Source organism: Streptomyces sp. NPDC096132 (genome assembly GCF_044763345.1).
Lineage (GTDB): Bacteria > Actinomycetota > Actinomycetes > Streptomycetales > Streptomycetaceae > Streptomyces.
Window position 1 is genome coordinate 1 of record NZ_JBIWGA010000027.1, and the last position, 22,021, is coordinate 22,021.

15 protein-coding genes and 1 pseudogene are annotated in these 22,021 nt (G+C 71.4%); 6 read left to right on the top strand and 10 right to left on the bottom strand.

Annotated features, from left to right (window positions below; all coding sequences use genetic code 11):
• Positions 1–163: 163 nt before the first annotated feature.
• On the top strand, positions 164–6,595 hold the full coding sequence (locus ACIRF9_RS41720) for an RHS repeat-associated core domain-containing protein (protein ID WP_403833660.1): 6,432 nt from the start codon (positions 164–166) through the stop codon (positions 6,593–6,595).
• Between the two features lie 77 nt (positions 6,596–6,672).
• Positions 6,673–7,098, top strand: coding sequence for a hypothetical protein (locus tag ACIRF9_RS41725; RefSeq protein ID WP_403833662.1), 426 nt, complete (start codon positions 6,673–6,675; stop codon positions 7,096–7,098).
• A gap of 57 nt (positions 7,099–7,155) precedes the next feature.
• Here the strand turns inward: ACIRF9_RS41725 and ACIRF9_RS41730 are convergent.
• The 5 genes and pseudogenes from ACIRF9_RS41730 to ACIRF9_RS41750 form a co-directional block, all read right to left on the bottom strand.
• Positions 7,156–7,728 (bottom strand): annotated as a pseudogene (locus tag ACIRF9_RS41730) (PAS domain-containing protein); the annotation flags it as partial.
• Between the two features lie 85 nt (positions 7,729–7,813).
• Positions 7,814–10,255, bottom strand: a complete 2,442-nt coding sequence (locus ACIRF9_RS41735) for a SpoIIE family protein phosphatase (protein ID WP_403833664.1) — start codon at positions 10,253–10,255, stop codon at positions 7,814–7,816.
• A 254-nt stretch (positions 10,256–10,509) separates the two neighbouring features.
• Positions 10,510–11,763: an ornithine--oxo-acid transaminase gene (gene rocD, locus ACIRF9_RS41740; RefSeq protein WP_403833666.1), complete on the bottom strand. Its 1,254-nt coding sequence runs from the start codon at positions 11,761–11,763 to the stop codon at positions 10,510–10,512.
• Entirely contained in the window at positions 11,760–12,584 is an 825-nt protein-coding gene (gene ddaH, locus ACIRF9_RS41745; RefSeq protein ID WP_403833668.1) for a dimethylargininase, read from the bottom strand. The genes rocD and ddaH overlap by 4 nt, the downstream gene beginning before the upstream one ends.
• Positions 12,585–12,659: 75 nt before the next feature.
• Positions 12,660–13,172 carry an Lrp/AsnC family transcriptional regulator gene (locus tag ACIRF9_RS41750; RefSeq protein WP_403833670.1) on the bottom strand — a complete coding sequence of 171 codons (513 nt, stop codon included), beginning with the start codon at positions 13,170–13,172 and terminating at the stop codon, positions 12,660–12,662.
• A 78-nt stretch (positions 13,173–13,250) separates the two neighbouring features.
• Between ACIRF9_RS41750 and ACIRF9_RS41755 the strand changes: the two genes are divergently transcribed.
• From ACIRF9_RS41755 to ACIRF9_RS41770, 4 genes are read left to right on the top strand one after another with little or no spacing between them, the layout of a single operon-like run.
• On the top strand, positions 13,251–14,000 hold the full coding sequence (locus ACIRF9_RS41755) for a LytR/AlgR family response regulator transcription factor (protein WP_403833672.1): 750 nt from the start codon (positions 13,251–13,253) through the stop codon (positions 13,998–14,000).
• On the top strand, positions 13,997–14,374 hold the full coding sequence (locus ACIRF9_RS41760) for a hypothetical protein (RefSeq protein WP_403833893.1): 378 nt from the start codon (positions 13,997–13,999) through the stop codon (positions 14,372–14,374). The genes ACIRF9_RS41755 and ACIRF9_RS41760 overlap by 4 nt, the downstream gene beginning before the upstream one ends.
• Positions 14,375–14,385: 11 nt before the next feature.
• Positions 14,386–16,134: a cation acetate symporter gene (locus ACIRF9_RS41765; RefSeq protein WP_403833674.1), complete on the top strand. Its 1,749-nt coding sequence runs from the start codon at positions 14,386–14,388 to the stop codon at positions 16,132–16,134.
• Positions 16,131–17,336 (top strand): sensor histidine kinase, encoded by a 1,206-nt coding sequence (locus ACIRF9_RS41770; RefSeq protein WP_403833677.1) that lies wholly within the window; start codon positions 16,131–16,133, stop codon positions 17,334–17,336. The genes ACIRF9_RS41765 and ACIRF9_RS41770 overlap by 4 nt, the downstream gene beginning before the upstream one ends.
• Here ACIRF9_RS41770 and ACIRF9_RS41775 read toward each other — a convergent pair whose 3' ends face one another.
• From ACIRF9_RS41775 to ACIRF9_RS41795, 5 genes are all read right to left on the bottom strand, one after another.
• A complete protein-coding gene (locus tag ACIRF9_RS41775; protein ID WP_403833679.1) occupies positions 17,337–17,507 on the bottom strand; it encodes a hypothetical protein in 171 nt (56 codons plus the stop codon).
• A 100-nt stretch (positions 17,508–17,607) separates the two neighbouring features.
• Complete coding sequence (locus ACIRF9_RS41780) at positions 17,608–18,561, bottom strand: cytochrome c oxidase assembly protein (RefSeq protein ID WP_403833681.1); 954 nt, start codon at positions 18,559–18,561, stop codon at positions 17,608–17,610.
• Positions 18,562–18,744: 183 nt separating this feature from the next.
• On the bottom strand, positions 18,745–19,770 hold the full coding sequence (locus ACIRF9_RS41785; RefSeq protein WP_403833683.1) for a 6-phosphofructokinase: 1,026 nt from the start codon (positions 19,768–19,770) through the stop codon (positions 18,745–18,747).
• A 227-nt stretch (positions 19,771–19,997) separates the two neighbouring features.
• Positions 19,998–20,726 (bottom strand): type 1 glutamine amidotransferase, encoded by a 729-nt coding sequence (locus ACIRF9_RS41790; RefSeq protein WP_403833685.1) that lies wholly within the window; start codon positions 20,724–20,726, stop codon positions 19,998–20,000.
• A gap of 20 nt (positions 20,727–20,746) precedes the next feature.
• A complete protein-coding gene (locus ACIRF9_RS41795; RefSeq protein WP_403833688.1) occupies positions 20,747–21,985 on the bottom strand; it encodes a MurT ligase domain-containing protein in 1,239 nt (412 codons plus the stop codon).
• Positions 21,986–22,021: the final 36 nt, after the last annotated feature.

The window sequence follows — 22,021 nt, forward strand, 5'->3', positions numbered from 1 at the left end:
ATCCTCAGGGGGGGGTGTGGCGTGGGGGTGGGGGTTGTTGGGGGCCCCGGGGCCGGGCGCGGGGGGCGGGGCCCGGCGGCGGGGGGGGGGGGCCCCCCCCCGGGGCCCCCACCACCCCCCTTCTTCTTCTCTCTCTTCTCTCAGCCTGATGGACGGCATACGCATGAGATCCAAACCCCCACGTCTCTCCCCGACAGCCCTGCACCGGCCGATAGCCCTGGCCGTGTCGGCGCTCATGGTCGGCGGACTGATCCAGGCCGCGGCGAGTCCGGCCGCGGCAGCCGGCGGCCACCCCCTGCCCGCCGTGCCCAAGGCCGACAAGGCGGTCCCCGGTACCAACGGCATCAAGATCAAGCCCCGTACGCTCACCAAGGGCCCCAGGACGCCCGCGAAAGCACCGAAGAGCACCTGGCCGAAGGCCGCCGCCGCCACGGTGAGGCTGCCGGAGCACGGCACCGCCCGGGCCGGCGCGCTGCCCCTGGCCTTCGCCCCCGTGAAGAAGGCGGGCGAAGCCGCCCAGGGCACCGTCGAGGCCCGCGTCACCAGCCGTGACCAGGCCCGCCGCGCCGGCATCGACGGCCTGCTCTTCACCCTTGAGGCGAAGAACCCCACGAACAAGGCACCCGCGCTCAGGTCCGCCGACGCGGGCAAGGGGGCCGGCAAGGTCTCCGTCACCGTCGACTACGCGGACTTCGCCGAGGCCTACGGCGGCGGTTACGCCTCCCGGCTGCACCTCGTGCAGCTGCCCGCCTGCGCGCTCACCACCCCCGCCAAGGAGGCCTGCCGCAAGAGCACGCCCCTGGCCGGCCGCAACGACACCGACGCCAGGACGCTGACCGCGAGCGCGGTGAGCCTGCGCTCCGGCAGCATGACGGTCCTGGCCGCAGCCGCCGAGACCGGCGGCGAGAAGGGCGACTACAAGGCCACCTCGCTCTCCCCGTCCGCGACCTGGAACACCAATCTCAACACCGGTGACTTCACCTGGTCGTACGACATGCCGGTGCCCGACGTGCCCGGCGACCTCACACCGGAGGTGGGCCTGGACTACTCCTCGGGCTCCGTCGACGGCCGCACCGGCACCACCAACAACCAGGGCTCCTGGGTGGGCGACGGCTTCGACCTGTGGCCCGGCTACATCGAGCGCCGCTACAAGCCCTGCGCCGAGGACGGTGAGAAGAGGGCCGACGGCAGCAAGCCGGGCGACCTGTGCTGGTCCTACGACAACGCGTTCATCTCCTTCAACGGCAAGGGCGGTGAGCTGGTCCCCGCCGGCGACGGCGAGTTCAAGCTGACGCAGGACGACGGCACCCGCGTCGCCCATCTCGACAGCACCGACCGCGGCAACGGCGACGACAACGGCGAGTACTGGCGGGTCACGACCCCCGACGGCACCCGCTACTACTTCGGCTACCACCGTCTGCCCGGCTGGACCGACGGCAAGGAGACCACCGACTCCACCTGGACCGTGCCGGTCTTCGGCAACAACGCCGGTGAGCCGTGCCACGCCTCCGACTTCGCCGGCTCCTGGTGCCCTCAGGCCTGGCGGTGGAACCTCGACTACGTCGTGGACACCCACGGCAACGCGATGGGCTACCACTACGTCAAGGAGACCAACAACTACGGCCGCAACCTCAAGGCCGAGGACGACACCCCGTACACCCGCGGCGGCTACCTCCAGCGGATCGACTACGGTCTGCGCTCCTCCCGGATGTTCGCGGACAAGCCGCTCGCCCAGGTCGTCCTCGACAACGCCGAGCGCTGCCTGCCCCAGGACGGCGTGACCTGCGCCCCCGACACCATCGGCGACAAGTCGTTCTACTGGTACGACACGCCGTGGGACCTGAACTGCAAGGCCGACACCAAGTGCGACAGCGGCCGCCTCTCGCCCTCCTTCTGGACGCGTAAGCGGCTGACCGAGGTCACCACCCAGGTCCTGAAGTCCGACGGCACCTACGGCAAGGTCGACTCCTGGAAGCTCGGCCACCGCTGGGGCATGGCCGACACGGACTACCAGCTGCTGCTCGACAGCGTCCAGCACACCGGCCACACCGCCACCGCGCCGATCACCCTGCCGAAGACCACCTTCGCCTACACCCAGCTCGCCAACCGGCTGGACAGGATCGGCGACGGCTACGCCCCGTTCATCAAGGCCCGCCTGTCCACCGTGGCCGACGAGTCGGGCGGACAGATCGACGCCAACTACTCGGCGCCCGCCTGTGACGCGGACGCCCTGCCCACCCCGCAGACCAACACCACTCGCTGCTTCCCGCAGTACATCGGCGGCGACAGCACCGACGCCCCCGAGCGCGAGTGGTTCAACAAGTACGTCGTCACCTCCGTCACCGCGACCGACCGCACCGGCGGCGCCCCCGACCAGGTGACCTCCTACGAGTACCTCGACGGCGCGGCCTGGCACTTCGACGACGACGACGGCCTCACCAAGGAGAAGTACAAGACCTGGTCGCAGTGGCGCGGCTACGGCCACGTCCGCGTCAAGAACGGCGGCCAGGGCGGCGCCGCCGCCATGAAGTCGCAGGAGGACCACTACTTCCTGCGCGGCATGGACGGCGACCGCAAGGACACCACGGGCGGCACCAAGTCCGTGACCGTCGCTCTCGGCACGGGCGAGGGCGACCCGATCACCGACCACGGGTCGGCCGCCGGCTTCGAGTACAAGCAGGTCGCCTTCGACCAGCCCGGCGGCAAGGTGATGAGCAAGACGGTCAGTCGGCCCTGGCACCACGAGACGGCGAGGAAGACCCGCGACTGGGGCACCGTCACCGCCGACTTCACCGGCGTCTCCGACAGCCGGGCCTGGGTCTCCCTGGACGACGGCGCGGGCACCAAGTGGCGCACCACGTCCAGCTCGACGACCCACGACACCGTCGCCGGCCGGGTCACCCAGGTCGACGACCAGGGCGACCCGGCGACGGCCGCCGACGACCGGTGCGTGCGCACCACGTACGCCACCAACACCGAGAAGAACATCCTCCTCCTGCCGTCCCGCGAGGAGACCGTCGGCAAGGCCTGTGACGCCACCGTCGACCGCTCCAAGGACGTCATCGACGACGTGCGCACCGCCTACGACGGCGGCGCCTACGGCGCGGCGCCCACCAAGGGCGACGCGACGGCCACCGCACCGCTGAAGAGCCACAACGGCACCAAGGCGACCTACCTGGAGGCCGGCGCCACCTACGACGACTACGGCCGCGAGCTGGCCGTCACCGACCTCACCGCCGACGTCACCGTCACCGGCGACGCCGAGCCCGTCCGCACGGTGCGCAAGGACGGCCGCACCACCACGACGGCCTTCGTCCCCACCACCGGACTGCCCACGCAGACGAAGACGACCACCCCGCCCGCCGACCCGGCCGTTCCGGCCACGGCGCAGACCACCACCAAGGATCTCGACCCGCTGCGCGGCCTGCTCCTGAAGCAGACCGACACCAACAACAACACGACCACGTCCACCTACGACGCGCTCGGCCGCCTCAGCAAGGTGTGGCTCGCCGACCGCGCGACCACCGGCGTGCCCACCTACGAGTACGCCTACATGGTCACCGAGGGCAAGCCGGTCACCGTCGCCACCAAGCTGCTCGACAACGAGGGCGGCCAGATCACGTCGTACAAGCTCTACGACGGCTTCCTGCGGGAGCGGCAGTCCCAGGCGCCGGGCCCGGACGGCGGCCGGATCATCTCCGACGTCTTCTTCGACGAACGAGGCCTCACCGCCAAGACGTTCGCCCCGTACTACGCCACGGGCGCGCCGGTCACCGAGCTGTTCAAGCCGGCCGACGCCCTCGGTGTGGAGACCCAGACCCGTACCGCCTACGACGGTATGGGCCGCCCGGTGGAGGAGAAGCAGCTCGCCGGCAACGGCGACGGCGGCAAGGTCCTCGGCGTCACGAAGACGATCTACGGCGGCGACCGCACCACGGTGATCCCGCCGGTCGGCGCCACCACGGTCACCACCCTGACCGACGCCCGCGGCAACGTCACCGAACTGCGCCAGCACCACACCCGCGCACCCGAGTCGGCGTACGACACGACCACCTACCAGCACACCCCGGCGGGTCAGCTGCTGAAGGTCACCGACCAGGCCGGCAACAGCTGGAGCCACACCTACGACCAGCGTGGCAACCAGCTCTCCTTCACCGACCCCGACAAGGGACGCACCGACACCAGGTACGACGACCGCAACCTGGTCCTCTCCAGCACCGACGCCCGCGGCACCGGCCTGTTCAACTCCTACGACGGACTGGGCCGCAAGACCGAACTGCGGGAGGGCTCGGCGACCGGCAAGCTGCGGGTCAAGTGGACCTACGACACCGTCACGGGCGCCAAGGGCCAGCTCGCCGAGTCCACCCGGTACGTGAACGGTGAGGCGTACACCACCGCCGTCACCGCGTACGACAAGCTCTACCGGGCGACGAAGACGGCGACCGTGATCCCCGCGTCCGAGGGCGCCCTGGCCGGCACCTACCAGTCCGGCACCGCCTACAAGCCCTCCGGTCTGATCGCCTCACTCAGCTACTCGGCGGCCGGCTCCCTGCCGGGCGGCTCGGTCAACTACACGTACGAGGACCAGACCCTGCGCCCGGTCTCCGTGTTCGGCCAGGGCATGACCTCCACCGCCACCTACAGCCAGACCGGCAAGCCGCTGGTGTACACCTTCGGCCTGACCAGCGGCGGCAAGAAGACGCAGGTCACCAACACCTACGAGTTCGGTACCCAGCGTCTTTCGACCACCCGCGTCGACCGTGAGGAACAGGCGGGCGTCGACCAGAACGTCACCTTCCGCTACGACGAGGCAGGCAACGTCCTCTCCCTCAACGACGTCTCCCGCACCGGCACCGACAACCAGTGCTTCAGCTACGACTACCTGCGCCGGCTGACCGAGGCCTGGACGCAGGGCGACCAGACCTGCGCCGCGACCCCGTCCGCCGCGAAGATCGGCGGCCCGGCCCCGTACTGGCAGTCGTACACCTACGACAAGGCCGGCAACCGGCTGACCGACGTCCAGCACAACCCCGCAGGCGACACCACCAAGGACGTCAAGCGCAGCTACGAGTACCCGGGCCCGGGTGCCGCCCAGGCCCACACGCTGACCTCGGTCACCACCGAGGGCCCGGCCGGGGCGAAGACCACGACGGACTACAAGTACGACCCGACCGGCAACACCACCGACCGCGGCAAGCAGCACCTGGACTGGGACGCCGAGGGGCTCCTCGCCAAGGTGACCGAACCCGTCGACGGCAAGCCGGACAACGTCACCGAGTACCTGTACGACGCCAACGGCAACCGGCTCATCTCCCGCACCGGCACCCGGACCACGCTGCACCTCGGCCACACCGACGTCACCCTCGACAAGGGCGCGACCAAGGCCAAGGCGACCCGGTACATCGACCTGGGCAGCGGCCACCAGGCGGTCCGTGCCGACGACGGCACGTTCTCCTTCACCCTCGCCGACCACCACGGCACCGGCCTGCTGGCCGTCGCCGCGGCGGACCTGACCCTCACCCAGCGCCGGGTGACGCCCTTCGGCGGCAGCCGCGGCACCGCGCCGGCCTCCTGGCCCGGCACGAGATCCTTCGTCGGCGGCATCGACGACACCAAGGACACCGGCCTCACCCACCTCGGGGCGCGCGAGTACGACCCGCAGACCGGCCGGTTCCTCTCCGTCGACCCGGTGATGGACCTGGCCGACCCGCAGCAGATGAACGGCTACACCTACGGCAACAACAACCCGCTGGTGTACGCCGACCCGGACGGCAAGTTCTTCGGGTTCCTCAGCATCTTCAAGGCCGTGAAGAAGGCCATCCACAAGCTGCTCAACAGGGTGCCCAACAAGAACCCGGGCTTCATGCAGCGGCGGGCGTCCGCGCCGGCGGTGAGCAACGGCAAGTTGCGCGGGGCGCTGCAGCAGATCTATCCCAAGGCACGCGCCAAGCAGGTCTTCGGCAACGGGAAGATATCGACGGCGATCGTCTACGAGTTCAACACGGGGGAGCCCCTCGACGGCCACACCGAACTGCACGTCCAGAAGGGCTGGTCGACCATGAAGGCCCTCTCGGACGTGCTGGACAACGACCGCAAGGCCAGGGAGACGGGAAAGAACACGCAGAAGTTCCTGCTGTCCGACAAGGACCTGGCAGTCGCCAAGGCCGAGGCGCAGGAGCTGTGGGACGCGCTGAACTCCCGTGACGTCACCGGCAACATCAAGAAGGCGATGGACGGTGACGCGCACATGAAGACGGCCATCAAGACGAACTTCGACGCCGTGATGAAGACGCCCGCCGTCAAGGACCTCACGGGCCAGGACTTCAAGCCGGCGACGAAGTTCAAGGGCCCCGAGCCCGTCGGGCAGCCCACCCGGCTGCGCGGCTTCTCCCGGACCCTCGGAATCGCCGGCGGCGTACTGCAGGCGGCCCAGGCTCCTTCCTACGTGAGGGAGTACGGCGCGAAGCGAGGCGCCTGGGAGATGTTCAAGGACGTCTTCGACCCGTTGGGCGTCTCCGACGCCACTGTGGACCCGTTCTACCCCGACACCGGGGGATCATCGGTCTGCGACCCGTCGAGCGGTAACTGCGCCTGACGTCCACTGTGTGCGGGGCCCGTCGTTCCGGCGGGCCCCGTGCCTGTGCCCCCGTACCACCCGACCCCGGAAAAGACATGACTGAGATCCCCGTCGACGAACTTCCCGCCCTCCTGCTGGGCACGGTCCCCGAGACCGCGCCGTTCATCGCCGACAAGTACGACATGCCGGCCGAGCGGGCCGTTCTGACCGAGGACGCGTCCCTGGATCTTTACTCGGTGCTGGCCGAGTGCTTCACGACGCCCGTTCTGATGCCGCAGCTGGAGAGCGACACCCCGGACAGGGAACTGCTCGAACGCTGCTGGACCTTCGTGGAACGGCTCACGGAGCATTCGCTGGAGAGCGTCCGGGGCGCCGCCTACTTCGAGGTTCTCGAACAGCTCCTGAACGCCGAGGGCCTCGTCGAGGCCGCCTGGCCGTACATGAAGGAGCGGACGCGGGCACGCACCCTGAAGATGCTGGACTTCTACGGCGTCCACGTGCCCGGCATCAACCGCCGTTAGGTGTATCGACCCTCACAGCCGCACGACGACGAGTGCCGTGTCGTCGGTGGCACCCCCGGGCAGCATCGCCTCCTGCAGGGCGAGGGCCACCTCCCGTTCCCGGGCGTGCGCCAGGCGCAGCCGCTCGTTGAGCTCCTGCAGCTCCCGGGCGCGCGTGTACAGCTCGGCCTCCAGCACCCGGGCCCGGCTGCCCGGGCGCCCCACGGTCCGGGAGTTGCGGGCCCGGATCAGTTCGGTGACCTCCTCGACGCGGTGCACGAGCAGCACCACCGAGCCGTCCGGGCCGAACACCGGCGCGTTGACCGGGCTCCAGTACCGCTCGTCCCACTCCCCGGGCCGGTCGGGGTCCTCGACGTCGTAGCGCTGCAGGGCCATCGCGTCGCGCTCGCCGGTGGCCAGCACCCGGTCCAGCGAGGCCTGCAGATTGCGGACGCCGCTCGCGCCCGGGTCGTTGGGGTTGTCCGGGAAGACCTCGAAGAGATGCCGGCCGATCACCTGCTCGCGCCTGCGGCCCGCGACGCGCAGGAACTCCTCGTTGGCGTCCGCGTACACGAGATCGGGTCTCAGCAGCGCCACCATGCCGGGCAGGGCCTGGAAGACCGCCGCGTAGTCGATCGCCGTGTCGTTCATCGCCGCGCCCCGTCCGCCGGTACTGCGCCATATTCACCGGTTCGGGTAATTTTCGCACGTCATGTGAGGTGTAAGGGCCCGGGCGTCACGCATCGGGCTCCGTGAGGGACTGCTCGGCCCAGATGATCTTCCCCTCGCCGAGGAAACGGGTGCCCCAGCGCTGGGTGACCTGGGAGACCAGCAGCAGGCCGCGGCCCCCCTCGTCGGTGGCGCGCGGATGCCGCAGATGGGGTGCGGTGGCGCCGCCGTCGAAGACCTCGCAGACCAGGGTGCGCTCACGCACCAGCCGCAGCCGGATGGGGCCGGTGGCGTACCGGATGGCGTTGGTGACCAGCTCGCTGACCACCAGCTCGGTGGTGAACGACAGCTCCGCCAGTCCCCACTCGGCCAGCCTGCGACTCGCGGTCTTGCGGGCCTCGGCGACCGCGGCCGGGTCGGCGGGCAGCTCCCAGTCGGCGACCCGGTCCGGGGACAGCAGGCGGGTACGGGCCATCAGCAGGGCCACGTCGTCGAACGGGCGGGCCGGGACGAGCGCGTCGACCACGGCCCGGCAGCGCACGTCCAGCGTGTCCGCAGGCTGTTCCAGGGCCTGCCGCAGCCGGGTGCGGTCGGCGTCCAGCGCCCACTCGTCGCCCTGCGCCAGCAATCCGTCGGTGTGCAGCGCCAGCGTGCTGCCCTCCGGCAGGGTCAGCTCCGCCGACTCGAACGGCGGCCCGCCGGCGCCGAGCGGCGACCCCTGCGGCAGGTCCACGAACGTGATCGTGCCGTCGGGCAGGACGACCGCCGGGGCGGGGTGCCCGGCGGCCGCCATCGCACACCGCCCGTCCACCGGGTCGTAGACGACGTACACGCATCCGGCACCCTCCGTCTGGGCGCCCGCCTCCAGCCCCTCCTCGCGGTGCATCCGGGCGACCAGATCGTCCAGGTGGGCGAGGACTTCCTCCGGCGGCAGGTCCAGGGCGGCGAGGGTGCGTACCGCGGTCCGTACGCGCCCCATGGCGGCGGCGGCGTCGATGCCGTGTCCCGGCACCTCGCCCACCACGAGCGCCACCCGTGCCGCCGACAGCGGGATCAGGTCGTACCAGTCGCCGCCGAGGCCGGTCAGCTCGTCCGCGGGCCGGTAGCAGGCGGCCACCTCGACCGCGTCCTGCTCGGGCAGCCGGTGGGGGAGGAGGTTGCGCTGCAGCACCAGGGCCGCGTCCCGCTCACGGGTGTAGCGGCGGGCGTTGTCCACACAGACGGCCGCCCGCGAGACGAGATCCTCGGCGAGCGCCACGTCGTCGGCGTCGAACGGCTCCCGCCGGCGGCGCCGCAGGAAGGTGGTGACACCGAGCGTGGCGCCCCGCGCCCGCACCGGCACGATCAGCGCGCTCACGGGACCGGACGCCGGCTCCCCGGGCACGTCCGGCACCCAGTCCTCGACGAGCGGGTCGAGCGACTCGCCCCGCCAGGGACGGCCGGTACGAAGACAGCGGACGGGAGGGGACGCGGCCGCGTACAGGACCACGGGCACGTCGGCGTCCCCGGTGCCGTCCCGGCCCGGGGGAGTCCCGGTCCGCCGCAGCCCCGCCCGGCGCAGCGGTACGGCGTCGGGCGAGCCCGGCGGTGTCGCCTGGGCCGGTGCGGGTTCCGCGCCGCGCAGGACCGGCTCCAGCAGGTCCACGGCGACCGCGTCGGCGAATCCGGTGACGGCCACGTCGGCCAGTTCCTGGGCGGTGCGGACGATGTCCAGGCTGCTGCCGATACCCCGGCCCGCCCGGTCGAGGAGGGCGAGCCGCTGCCGGGCGCGGTGGCGGTCGGTGATGTCGACGACCGTGTAGTAGACACCCATCGGGTTGCCGTGGTCGTCGTCGAGCCGGGTGAACGACAGCATGTGCGCGGTCTCGCGGTGCGGGGCGGTCCGCAGATGCCCGACGTGCTCGTAGCCGACGACGGTCTCGCCGCTCTCGAGCACCCGCCGCATCTGCGCCTCGGCCGCCTCGGCGTCAAGGCCCGGCTGGACGTCCGCCATCCGCAGCCCCAGCCGCTGCTCCGGCCGGCCCCCGCCGAACCGGGCCAGGGCCTCGTTGGACCACACGAACCGCAGGTCGGTGTCCACGATCGCGATGCCGATCGGCGACTCGGACACCATCTGCTCCAGAACGGAACGGCTCATGGTCCAGCCGGGGGAGTCCCCCATCTCGTTCAGCAGCACCAGCCAGCGGGCCGGACCGCCGGGCTCGTGCGCGGACGTGAACCGGGCCATGACCGGCACCGGCCGGCCGTCCTCGCGCCGGGCGGACAGCAGCCCGCTCCAGCCGCCGTCCCGACGGCACCGTTCCAGCATCTCCGGCATCCGGCCGGCGTCCCCCTGGGTCAGCAGCCCGGCCAGATCCTTGCCCACCGCCTCGGCCGCCGCATACCCCAGCAGCCGCTCGGCGTCCCTGGTCCAACTCGTCACCACGCCCCGGCCGTCGAGCAGCAGGGGCGCGGCGTCCGCCACGTCGAACCGCCGGCGGGCAACGCCGTCCTCGTCGTGTGTGCCCACGGTCGACCTCTCTGTCGCTGAGAGTGGTCTACCACCTCCTGACTCAATCTTCACCCTGCCTGCACGACACCGACCGGGCCACCCGGGAGGCCCCTGTCAGGTCATCCGCAGGGCGCGGGGCCTAGGTCGTGTCCGCAAAGTCCCTCCCCCAGAGGGGGTGCCCCCAGCCCCGCGACGCCCGGCACGCCGAGAGCACGCACCGGACACCGCGGGGCCCGCCCTTCGGGCGGACGACGGGACTTTGCGGACACGACCTAGGACCCCTGAGTCAGTGCCTTCTCCAAGGCCTCCAGCGCCGAGCGCAGTTCCTCGCCCGTGATCGTCAGCGGTGGCGCCAGCCGGATGGTCGAGCCATGGGTGTCCTTGACCAGGACGCCCTCCCGCATCAGCCGCTCGCTGACCTCGCGGCCGGTGCCGAGGGCCGGGTCGATGTCGACGCCCGCCCACAGGCCCCGGGCCCGGAAACCCACGACGCCCTTGCCGACCAGGCCGGTCAGACCGTCCCGCAGGACGCTCCCCAGGTCCGCCGCCCGCTGCTGGAACTCGCCCGTCTCCAGCAGCTCCACCACCGCCGTGCCGACCGCGGCCGCCAGCGGATTGCCGCCGAACGTCGACCCGTGCTCGCCCGGCCGCAGCACGGACAGCACCTCGCGCCGCGCCACCACCGCCGACACCGGCACGATCCCGCCACCGAGCGCCTTGCCGAGCAGCAGGACGTCGGGGACGACCCCCTCGTGCTCCACGGCCAGCGTCCGGCCGGTCCGCCCCAGACCGGACTGGATCTCGTCCGCGATGAACAGGCAGTTCGCCCGGCGGGTCAGCTCCCGCACCCCGGCCAGATAGCCGTCGTCGGGGATCACGACCCCCGCCTCGCCCTGGATCGGCTCGATCAGCACCGCGGCCGTGGTCTCGTCGACCGCCGCCTCCAGCGCCGCCAGATCGTTGTACGGCACGATCCGGAAGCCCGGCGTGAAGGGCCCGAAGCCCGTCCGGGCCGTCTCGTCCGTCGAGAAGCTCACGATCGTCGTCGTACGGCCGTGGAAGTTCTCCGCCGCGACGACGATCGTCGCCCGGTCGGCCGGGACGCCCTTCACCTCGTAGGCCCACTTGCGGGCGACCTTGATGCCGCTCTCGACCGCCTCGGCGCCGGTGTTCATCGGCAGCACCATGTCCAGGCCCGTCAACTCCGCGAGCCGCTCGGCGAATTCGGCCAGCCGGTCGTTGTGGAAGGCGCGGGAGGTGAGGGTGAGCCGGTCCAGCTGGCGGTGCGCCGCCTCGATCAACAGGGGGTGGCGGTGACCGAAGTTGAGGGCCGAGTAGCCGGCCAGCATGTCCAGGTAGCGGCGGCCCTCCACGTCCTCCACCCAGGTGCCCTCGGCGCGCGCCACGACCACGGGCAGCGGATGGTAGTTGTGCGCCAGGACCGGCTCCTCGGCGCGGATCAGCTCACCGGAGGAGCGCGCGGTGACGGCCTCGGACGAACGCGCGGGGACGACGGGTGCGGTCATGAACGGATCTCCTGGGTGCAGCACTTGATGCCGCCGCCGGCCTTCTGGAACTCGGACAGGTCGACGGGGACGGGGACATAGCCGCGCTCGGCCAGCCGGGCGGCGAGCGCCTCGGCGCGGGGCGCGATGAAGACATGGCGGCCGTCGGAGACGGAGTTGAGCCCGAACACCATGGCGTCGTCGCGGGTGGCGAGCACCGCGTCCGGGTAGAGGCGCGCGAGCACCTCGCGGCTGCCCGGCGAGAACGCCTCCGGGTAGTAGGAGATGTTCTCGCCGTCCAGGACGAACAGCGCGGTGTCCAGGTGGTAGAAGTGCGGATCCACCAGGGTCAGGCTGATCACCGGGTGGCCGAAGAACTCCTGCACCTCGCGGTGCGCCTCCCGGGTCGTACGGAAACCGGTGCCGGCCAGCACGTACCGGCCGGTCCACACCAGGTCGCCCTCGCCCTCGCAGACCGACTCCGGCCGGTACACCTGGTACCCGGCGGTCTTGAACCAGGTGTCGTAGTGCACGGACTCAGCGCGCCGCTCCGGGGCGTGGAAGAGCGAGCCGAAGACCCGGCCGCCCACCACGACCGCCGAGTTCGCGGCGAAGACCATGTCGGGCAGACCGGGGGCGGGCTCCACGGTGTCCACGCTGTGGCCGTGGGCCCGGTAGGCGCTGATCAGCGCCCGCCACTGTTCCTGGGCGAGATCCACGTCGACGGGTGTGTCGGGATGCATCCAGGGATTGATCGCGTACTGCACGGCGAAGTGTCTGGGTTCGCAGACGAGGAAGCGCCGGGCGCTCGGCACACGGCCGGTGGTCACACTCTCGGACATGTCTTCAAGGTAAGAAGCGACAGCGGAGCGCTACAAGAAACGAACGCTGCGTGTTCACGCATGATTGCTGCGCAATCAGCGCTGCTCACGCAGGTTCGCTGCGTCATCCGGGGCCGCATGGGTGGCTCCCGCCTCCGGGCTCTCCGGCAGCAGATGCGACAGCACCATCACACTGATCGTCTTCCGGATGAACGGCTCGACCCGGATCCGCTCCAGCACCTCCTCGAAGTGCTCCACGTCCCGCGCCCGCACATGCAGCAGCGCGTCCGCCCCGCCCGTCACCGTCATCGCCGCCGTGATCTCCGGATGGTTGCGCACCACCTCCGCGAGCCGCCGCGGAGGAGCGGCCCCCTCGCAGTACACCTCCACGTACGCCTCCGTGCGCCAGCCCAGCGCCGCCGGCTTCACCGTGGCCGTGAACCCCGTGATCACCCCGGTGTCCCGCAACCGGTCCACCCGGCGTTTGACCGCTGTCGCGGACAGGCCGACCGCCGACCCGATCTCCGCGAAGCTGCTCCTGGCGTTCGCCATCAGAGCGGTGACGATCTTCCGGTCGAGCTCGTCGAAAGGGGCAGTGCCGCTGTTCATGCGGGCACTGTATCCAGCGGATACGTCCACACCCCGGCACATGTCCAGCCGTGCCGATCGCCCCTACACTCCACGTTCATGCTGCGCGCCCTCGCCGTCGACGACGAACGCCCCTCGCTCGAGGAACTGCTGTACCTGCTGAACGCCGATCCCCGCATCGGCAGCGTGGAGGGCGCCGGCGACGCGACCGAGGCGCTGCGCCGCATCAACCGGGCCCTGGAGTCCGGCCCCGACGGCCCGGAGGCCATCGACGTCGTCTTCCTCGACATCCAGATGCCCGGCCTCGACGGCCTCGACCTGGCCCGGCTGCTCACCGGGTTCGCCCGGCCGCCGCTGGTCGTGTTCGTCACCGCCCACGAGGACTTCGCCGTCCAGGCCTTCGACCTCAAGGCCGTCGACTACGTCCTCAAGCCCGTCCGCAAGGAACGCCTCGCCGAGGCCGTCCGCCGCGCCGCCGAACAGCGCGGCGCCGCGCCCCGCATCCCCGTGCACGAGCCCGACCCCGACCACATACCCGTCGAGCTCGGCGGCGTGACCCGGTTCGTCGCCGTCGACGACATCACCCACGTCGAGGCCCAGGGCGACTACGCCCGTCTGCACACCGACCGCGGCAGCCACCTCGTCCGCATCCCCCTCTCCACCCTGGAGGAGCGCTGGCGCGCCCGCGGCTTCGTCCGCATCCATCGCCGCCACCTCGTCGCCCTGCGCCACATAGGCGAGCTCCGCCTGGACGCCGGCACGGTGAGCGTCCTGGTCGGCGCCGAGGAACTCCAGGTCAGCCGCCGCCACGCCCGCGAACTGCGGGACCTGCTGATGAGGAGGCCCTGACCGTGCCGCACCAGGACCCCGCCGAGCGGCGGGTCGTCGTCACCGGCCCGCCCCGCCGTACCCGCCGCACCCGCCGTGACTCCGGCTACTACCGCCCGCGCACCGAGATCGACGAGCAGACCACCCTCGGCCACACCTACGTCCGCTCCCTCATGCGCTCCCAACTGCGCGCCGCGCTCACCGTGTTCGCGGTCCTGGCCCTCCTGGTCGGCCCCCTGCCGCTGCTCTTCGCCGCGATGCCCGACGCCCACCGCCTGGAATGGGCGGTGCTCGGCTTCTGTCTGTACCTCCCGCTCGTCCTGCTGGCCCGCTGGTACGTCCGCCGCGCCGAACGCAACGAACGGGACTTCGTGCGGCTGGTCGAAGACCGATAGGGGCGGGTCGGATGAACTCGGCGTACGCCGTCCCCGCCGTCGCCCTGGTGGTCGTCGCGACCGTCCTCGTCGGCGCCTTCGGCCTGCGCATCTCCCGCACCACCTCCGACTTCTACGTCGCCTCCCGCACCGTCGGCCCCCGCCTCAACGCCGCCGCCATCAGCGGCGAATACCTGTCCGCCGCCTCCTTCCTCGGCATCGCGGGCCTGGTCCTGGTCCAGGGCCCCGACATGCTCTGGTACCCAGTCGGCTACACCGCCGGATACCTCGTCCTGCTCCTGTTCGTCGCCGCCCCGCTGCGCCGCTCCGGCGCCTACACCCTGCCCGACTTCGCCGAGGCCCGCCTCGCCTCGCACGCGGTACGACGGCTCGCGGGCACCCTCGTCGTCGGCGTCGGCTGGCTGTACCTGCTGCCCCAGCTCCAGGGGGCGGGGCTGACCCTGACGGTCCTCACGGGTGCGCCGGACTCGCTCGGCGGGCTGATCGTCGCGGTCGTCGTCACCGCGACCGTCGCGGCGGGCGGTATGCGCAGCATCACCTTCGTGCAGGCCTTCCAGTACTGGCTCAAGCTCACCGCCCTCCTCGTGCCCGCGCTGTTCCTGGTCCTCGCCTGGCAGGGCGACGGAGCCTCCCGGCACGCCTTCGAGGAGCCGGCCGCCTTCCGTGAGCAGCGCACGGTCCGCGTCGACGACACCCTCGACCTGAAACTCGACCGCCCCCTGACCGTGACGGTGGACGGCGCGGTCGACGGCCGCCCGCACCAGGACACCGTCCTGAGCCTCCCCGCAGGCACCCACCACATCGAGCGCGGCACCCGCCTCACCTTCGCCGAGGGCACGCCCGTCCCCACCGCCGAGCGCGGCGCCAACGGCGGCATGTCGACCTCCCTCGCCGCAGGCCGCCAGGAACGCCCGCTCTATGCGACGTACGGCCTGATCCTCGCCACCTTCCTCGGCACGATGGGCCTGCCGCACGTCGTCGTCCGCTTCTACACCAGCCCGCACGGAGTCGCCGCCCGCCGCACCACGGTCGCCGTCCTCGCCCTGATCGGCGCCTTCTATCTCCTGCCGCCCGTCTACGGCGCCCTCGGCCGCCTGTACGCCCCCGAACTCGCCCTCACCGGCGACGCCGACGCCGCGGTCCTGCTGCTGCCCGACCGCATGATCGGCGGTGTCGGCGGCGACCTGCTGGGCGCACTGGTCGCCGGGGGTGCCTTCGCCGCGTTCCTGTCCACGGCGTCCGGGCTGACGATGGCCGTCGCGGGCGTCCTCACCCAGGACGTCCTGCCGACCCGGGGCGTACGGCACTTCCGGCTGGGCACCGGCCTCGCCATGGTCGTACCGCTGGCGGCCAGCCTGCTGGTGGGAGGACTGCCGGTGGCCGACGCGGTCGGCCTCGCCTTCGCGGTGTCGGCGTCCTCCTTCTGCCCGCTGCTCGTCCTCGGCATCTGGTGGCGCCGGCTGACCCCGCCGGGGGCGGTCGCCGGGATGGTGGTGGGCGGCGGGTCGGCGTTCGTGGCGGTCGCCGCGACCATGGCCGGCCTGCCGGTCACGGGCACTCCGCACGCGCTCCTCGCCTGGCCGGCGCTGTGGTCCGTACCGCTCGGCTTCCTCACCATGATCCTGGTGTCCCTGGCCACCCCGGGCCGCATCCCGGCCGGCACGGCGGCGATCCTGGCCCGCTTCCACCTGCCGGAGGAGCTGCGCACGGAGGAACTGAGGGCGGCGGAGGAGCTCAGAGCGAGAGGGGCCGAGGCATGAGCGGATTCCTGGCGGGCGTGTGCATGGCGATCCTGCCCTTCCTCGCCGTCGGCTTCTGGCTGGGCCGCCGCACCGCACGCCCAGAGAACCTCGGCGGCCTCGGCACCCCCGTCGAGCACGCCACCTTCCAGACCCTGCACACGGCCTCCCTCGCCGCGCCCCCGCTCCGGGCCGGCCTCACCGAGGAGACGGCCCGCAAGTCCGCCCGCCGGCTGCGCACCCTGCTCGGCACGGACGCGCTCTGCCTCACCGACCAGAAGGAGGTGCTGGCCTGGGACGGCGTGGGGTCGCACCACCGCACCGAGATCATGGAACGGCTGGCCGAACCCCTGGAGAGCGGCCGCGGCGAGGCCTTCCGCCTCAGCTGCGGCCACGCCGACTGCCCGGTCCGCTGGGCCGTGGTCGCCCCGCTCACCGTCGACGACCGCGTGCACGGCGCCCTGGTCGCCTGCGCGCCCCGCGAGTCGGCCGTCCTCGTCCGGGCGGCGGGCGAGGTGGCCCGCTGGGTGAGCGTCCAGCTGGAGCTGGCGGACCTCGACCAGTCCCGCACGAAACTGATCGAGGCGGAGATCAAGGCGCTACGGGCCCAGATCTCCCCGCACTTCGTCTTCAACTCGCTCGCCGTCATCGCGTCCTTCGTCCGCACCGACCCCGAACGCGCCCGTGAGCTGCTGCTGGAGTTCGCCGACTTCACCCGCTACTCGTTCCGCAGGCACGGCGACTTCACCACCCTCGCCGACGAACTCCACGCCATCGACCACTACCTGGCCCTGGTCCGCGCCCGCTTCGGCGACCGCCTCGCCGTCACCCTCCAGATCGCCCCGGAGGTGCTCCCGGTCACCCTGCCCTTCCTCTGCCTCCAGCCCCTCGTGGAGAACGCCGTCAAGCACGGCCTGGAAGGCAAGGCGGACAAATGCCACATACAGATAACGGCGCAGGACGCCGGCGCCGAGGCCCTGGTCGTCATCGAGGACGACGGCGCCGGAATGGACCCGGTCCTGCTGCGCCGCATCCTGGCCGGCGAGGTCAGCCCCTCCGGCGGCATCGGCCTGTCCAACGTCGACGACCGGCTCCGCCAGGTGTACGGCGACGACTACGGCCTCGTCATCGAGACGGCCGTAGGCGCGGGGATGAGGATCACCGCCCGGCTGCCGAAGTACCAGCCGGGCGTCCACTCGGCGGCCCGCCTCACCCCCGAGTGATCAGCCGGTCTTCAGCACGATCATCGCGAGCGTGATCAGCCCGAGCACGACCCACCCGAACCACAGCCAGCCATTGCTGCCGAGCGCCACCGTGTAGGCGGTCACCACGACGAGCCCGCCGACGGTGAGCACCCCCATGGTCTTCGTGGAACTGTCCGTGGAACCTGCCATCGCGACACCCTCCTCAGGGCCGCCCTCCGCTGGGCGTGTCCACCTCCATGGTGCCCCGGCTTCCCCGACGGCGCCCCGGGTTCTTCACGGTGGCCCGGCCTCAGCCGCCGCCGCGGGCGTTGAGCGACGCGAGATAGGCGTTGTACGCCTCCAGCTCCTTGTCGCCGTCCCGGTCGGCCGCCCGGTCCTTGCGGCGGGCCTGCCGCTGCTCGGAGCCGTACCACTGGAACAGCAGTGCGATCAGCACCAGCACCGACGGGATCTCGCTGAACGCCCAGGCGATACCGCCGGCCGCGTTCTGGTCGGAGAGCGCGTCGATGCCGAGCGAGGCGGGCGGGTCGCCGAACGACTCCACCATCGGCGCCGACGCCATCATCAGCGCGATGCCGAAGAACGCGTGGAACGGCATCCCGGCGAACAGCTCCAGCATCCGCATCAGGTACCCCGGCCGGTGCGGCCCCGGGTCCACCCCGATGATCGGCCAGAAGAACACCACACCGACGGCGAAGAAGTGCACCATCATCGCGATGTGCCCGGCCCTGGAACCCATCAGGAAGTCGAAGAGGGGCGTGAAGTACAGCGCGTACAGCGACGCGATGAACATCGGAATGGTGAACGCCGGATGCGTGATGATCCGCATGTACCGGCTGTGCAGCAGCATCAGCAGCAGCTCACGCGGCCCCTTGCGCCCTCCGCCGGCCGTCGGCAGCGCACGCAGCGCCAGCGTGACCGGCGCGCCGAGCAGCACCAGGATCGGCGACAGCATGCTGATCACCATGTGCTGGACCATGTGCACGCTGAACATGACCATCCCGTAGTCGTTCAGCGCGGTGCACATCATGAGCATCACGGTCAGCACGCCGGCCACGAACGACACGGTCCGCCCGACGGGCCAGGCGTCCCCCCGCCGCCGCAGCCGCACGACCCCCCAGCCGTACAGCCCGAGCCCGGCCACACAAGCCACGAGAAAGAACGGGTCCGCCGACCACTGCAGCCCCCGCCCCAGCGTGAACGGCAAGAGATCCGTATGCATGCCGTGCCCGCTGTGATCCATTTGGGCGGCTCCTGATTCGTGGGGGGTTGTACGTTTACTGCCGCCCACAAGAGTAGAACCGCCCCCGGCCGAACTCTCGACCGGGGGCAAGCATGCCTACCTGAAGGGGCGCGGGACTGTGTCGATTTGCGGCTCCGCCGCGCGGGCGCGAGCAACCACACACAACCCGCACCCGCCGGACGGCTAAAGCACGCACTCCGCTTCGGCGTACCGCTCGGCAGGCACCGTCTTGAGCGTCTCGACGGCCTCGGCCAGCGGCACCATCACGATGTCCGTCCCCCGCAGCGCCGTCATCTTCCCGAACTCCCCCCGATGCGCAGCCTCCACCGCATGCCACCCGAACCGAGTGGCCAGCACACGGTCGTACGCGGTGGGCGTACCGCCTCGCTGCACATGCCCGAGGATGACAGGACGGGCCTCCTTGCCGAGCCGGTCCTCCAGCTCGATGGACAACTGCCGCGCAATCCCGGCAAACCGCTCGTGCCCGTAGATGTCCTTGCCGCCCTCGTCGAAGTCCATGGTCCCGGCGCGGGGCTTCGCGCCCTCCGCCGCGACGACGATCGCGAACCGCTTCCCCGCCTCGAACCGCTCGCCGACCCTGCGGGCCAGCTCCTCGATGTCGAAGGGCCGCTCCGGTACGACGATGGCGTGGGCGCCCGCCGCCATGCCGGACTGCAGCGCTATCCAGCCGGTGTGCCGCCCCATGACCTCGACGACGAGGACCCGCTGGTGGGACTCGGCGGTGGTCTTCAGCCGGTCGAGGGCCTCGGTGGCCACGCCGACGGCCGTGTCGAAGCCGAAGGTGACGTCGGTGACGGCGATGTCGTTGTCGATGGTCTTCGGCACACCCACGATGGGCAGTCCGGCGTCGGACATCAGCCGGGCGGCCTTGAGGGTGCCCTCACCGCCGATGGGGATGATCGCGTCGAGGCCGAGCTCCTCGACATGGCCCTTGGCCCGCTCCACACCGTCCCGCAGATGCGAGGGCTGGACCCGGGAGGAGCCGAGGATGGTGCCGCCGCGGGCCAGGATGCCGGCCACGGCGTCGAGGTCGAGCTTGAGGTAGTCGCACTCCAGGAGGCCTTTCCAGCCGTCCCGGAAACCGATGACCTCGTCGCCGTGGTCGGCGACGGCACGGTGCACGACGGACCGGATGACGGCGTTCAGGCCGGGGCAGTCGCCGCCGGACGTGAGGACACCAATGCGCATAGCCCGTTAAACCTTCTCCACGAGGGCCGGATCCGGACCCCGTCGTCCGGCTCGATCCCCGCCACCCTAGCGGCAGGAGGGGGCGGGGCCGAAGCATGCGTCCGCCTGCTGGACGTGCCTGCTCACCTGTGCGGATGCACCGTCAGACGGGCTGCTGACGGTGCTCCGAAAAGCAGGTGAACGGACAACTCACGCAGGCGGCCGCGCAGGCTGCTGCGCAACTGTGTTCACGCAGGCTGCTGCGCAGCCGCGATGCGCTCGTTGCGCAGGGCCTCGTACCAGCGGTCGTCGGTCGGCGGGAGCGCGTTCACGTCGAGCGCCAGCTTCAGCAGCAGGTCCGCGATGAGGGGGTTGCGGGCGAGCACCGGCCCGTGCATGTACGTACCGAACACGGTGTCGTTGTACGCCCCCTCGGTGCCGTCGCCGGTGCCGTTGCCCTTGCCGAGCTGGACGCGGGCGAACGGGCGGGCGGTCGGGCCCAGACGGGTGACGCCCTGGTGGTTCTCGAAGCCCGTCAGCGGCGGCAGCCCGAGCCGCGGGTCGATGTCCGCGAGGACGTCACCGACGCACCGCTCGCCCTCACCGCGCACGGTCGTGACGTCGAGCAGACCGAGGCCCGGCTCGCGCTGGCCGAGGTCGTTGATGAACTCGTGGCCCAGGATCTGGTAGCCGGCGCAGACCGCGAACACGATCGCGCCGTTCTGCACCGCCTGGTACAGGTGCCCGTCGCGGCGCAGCCGCTCCGCCGCGAGCCGCTGCGGCCGGTCCTCGCCGCCACCGATCAGGTAGATGTCCCCGGAGGTCGGGATCGGCTGGTCGCTGCGCACGTCGAGGCGGGCCACGTCGAGGCCGCGCTGCCGTGCCCGGCGCTCCACGACCAGGACATTGCCCTGGTCGCCGTAGGTGCTGAGCAGGTCCGGGTAGACCCAGACGATCCGCAGTTGGTTGTCGCTCATGAACTGGTCGTCCTTCGTGGTCAGTTGCCGACGCGGCGGCGCAGGTCCTGGAACGCGGTGTAGTTCGCGATGACCTCGATCCGGCCCGGCGGGCACATCTGCACCGCCTGGTCGACGTTCTCGCACACCTGGAAGTGCTGGTTCGCCACTTCCAGACGCACCGCGAGGTCCAGCTTGCGGTCGCCGATGACGAAGATCGGGTGGCCGGTCAGCCGCGTGTAGTCGACGTCCCACAGCCAGGAGGTGTCGGTGCCGTCGGCGCCGCGCGCGTTCACCGAGAGGATCACCGGAGCCGGTGCAGGATCGATCAGGCTGAACGTTTCGAGCCAGCCCGCCGGGTTCTTCGCGAGCAGCAGCCGCAGGTCACGGCCCTGGAACTGGACGACGTCGTAGCGCCCGGCGACGGCCTGCACCTGGTACATGCGCTCCAGTGCCACCTGCGGCGGCACCCCGAAGACGGCGGCGACGGCGGCGGAGGAGGCCGCGTTGGCCTTGTTGGCGCGACCGGGCAGCTGGAGATGGATGGGCCAGGCGGACCCGTGCGGATCGAGCACGTGGTCCCCGGACAGCGCCCAGCTCGGCTGCGGACGCCGGAACCCGCACTCACCGCAGAACCAGTCGTCACCCGGCCGCTGCATGACACCACCGCAGGACGGGCACGACCAGGCGTCGTCCTTCCACATCTGCCCGGCGGCGACCCACACCACGTTGGGGGAGGAGGAAGCGGCCCAGACGACCAGCGGGTCGTCGGCGTTGGCGACGATGACCGCCTTGGAGCCGGCCAGCCCCTCCCGCCAGTTCTCCGCGAGCATCCGCGTCTCGGCGGCGCGGTCGAGCTGGTCGCGGGAGAGGTTGAGCAGGGCGATGCACTTGGGGGCGGTGTCCCGGGCCACGCCCGCGAGGTACTTCTCGTCGACCTCGATGACGCCGTACTTGGACTCCGAACCGCCCGCGAGCGCCGAGGTGATGCCGGCCGGCATGTTGGCGCCGAGCGCGTTGGACACCACGGGCCCGGCGGCCCGCAGCGCTTCGGCGATCAGCCGGGTCGTCGTCGTCTTCCCGTTGGTCGCCGAGACGAGGACGACGTCCAGGTGCTGGGCGAGCCGGGCGAGCAGGTCGGGGTCGAGTTTCAGCGCCACCCGGCCACCGATCACCGAACCGCTGCCGCGTCCGGCGGCTCGGGATGCCGCAGCGACCGCCTTGCCGGCGGTCACGGCCAGCTTGGCCCGCGGCGTGAGCGGGTCCGAGTTGCCTGCCATCAGTTCTCGATCCTCCTTGCGTACGCGCCGCGCCTA

Coding starts and splice junctions, on each gene's coding strand:
- ACIRF9_RS41720 (WP_403833660.1), top strand. CDS start 164: ATGAGATCCAAACCCCCACGTCTCTCCCCGACAGCCCTGCACCGGCCG.
- ACIRF9_RS41725 (WP_403833662.1), top strand. CDS start 6,673: ATGACTGAGATCCCCGTCGACGAACTTCCCGCCCTCCTGCTGGGCACG.
- rocD (WP_403833666.1), bottom strand. CDS start 11,763: ATGACCGCACCCGTCGTCCCCGCGCGTTCGTCCGAGGCCGTCACCGCG.
- ddaH (WP_403833668.1), bottom strand. CDS start 12,584: ATGTCCGAGAGTGTGACCACCGGCCGTGTGCCGAGCGCCCGGCGCTTC.
- ACIRF9_RS41750 (WP_403833670.1), bottom strand. CDS start 13,172: ATGAACAGCGGCACTGCCCCTTTCGACGAGCTCGACCGGAAGATCGTC.
- ACIRF9_RS41755 (WP_403833672.1), top strand. CDS start 13,251: ATGCTGCGCGCCCTCGCCGTCGACGACGAACGCCCCTCGCTCGAGGAA.
- ACIRF9_RS41765 (WP_403833674.1), top strand. CDS start 14,386: ATGAACTCGGCGTACGCCGTCCCCGCCGTCGCCCTGGTGGTCGTCGCG.
- ACIRF9_RS41770 (WP_403833677.1), top strand. CDS start 16,131: ATGAGCGGATTCCTGGCGGGCGTGTGCATGGCGATCCTGCCCTTCCTC.
- ACIRF9_RS41775 (WP_403833679.1), bottom strand. CDS start 17,507: ATGGCAGGTTCCACGGACAGTTCCACGAAGACCATGGGGGTGCTCACC.
- ACIRF9_RS41780 (WP_403833681.1), bottom strand. CDS start 18,561: ATGGATCACAGCGGGCACGGCATGCATACGGATCTCTTGCCGTTCACG.
- ACIRF9_RS41785 (WP_403833683.1), bottom strand. CDS start 19,770: ATGCGCATTGGTGTCCTCACGTCCGGCGGCGACTGCCCCGGCCTGAAC.
- ACIRF9_RS41790 (WP_403833685.1), bottom strand. CDS start 20,726: ATGAGCGACAACCAACTGCGGATCGTCTGGGTCTACCCGGACCTGCTC.
- ACIRF9_RS41795 (WP_403833688.1), bottom strand. CDS start 21,985: ATGGCAGGCAACTCGGACCCGCTCACGCCGCGGGCCAAGCTGGCCGTG.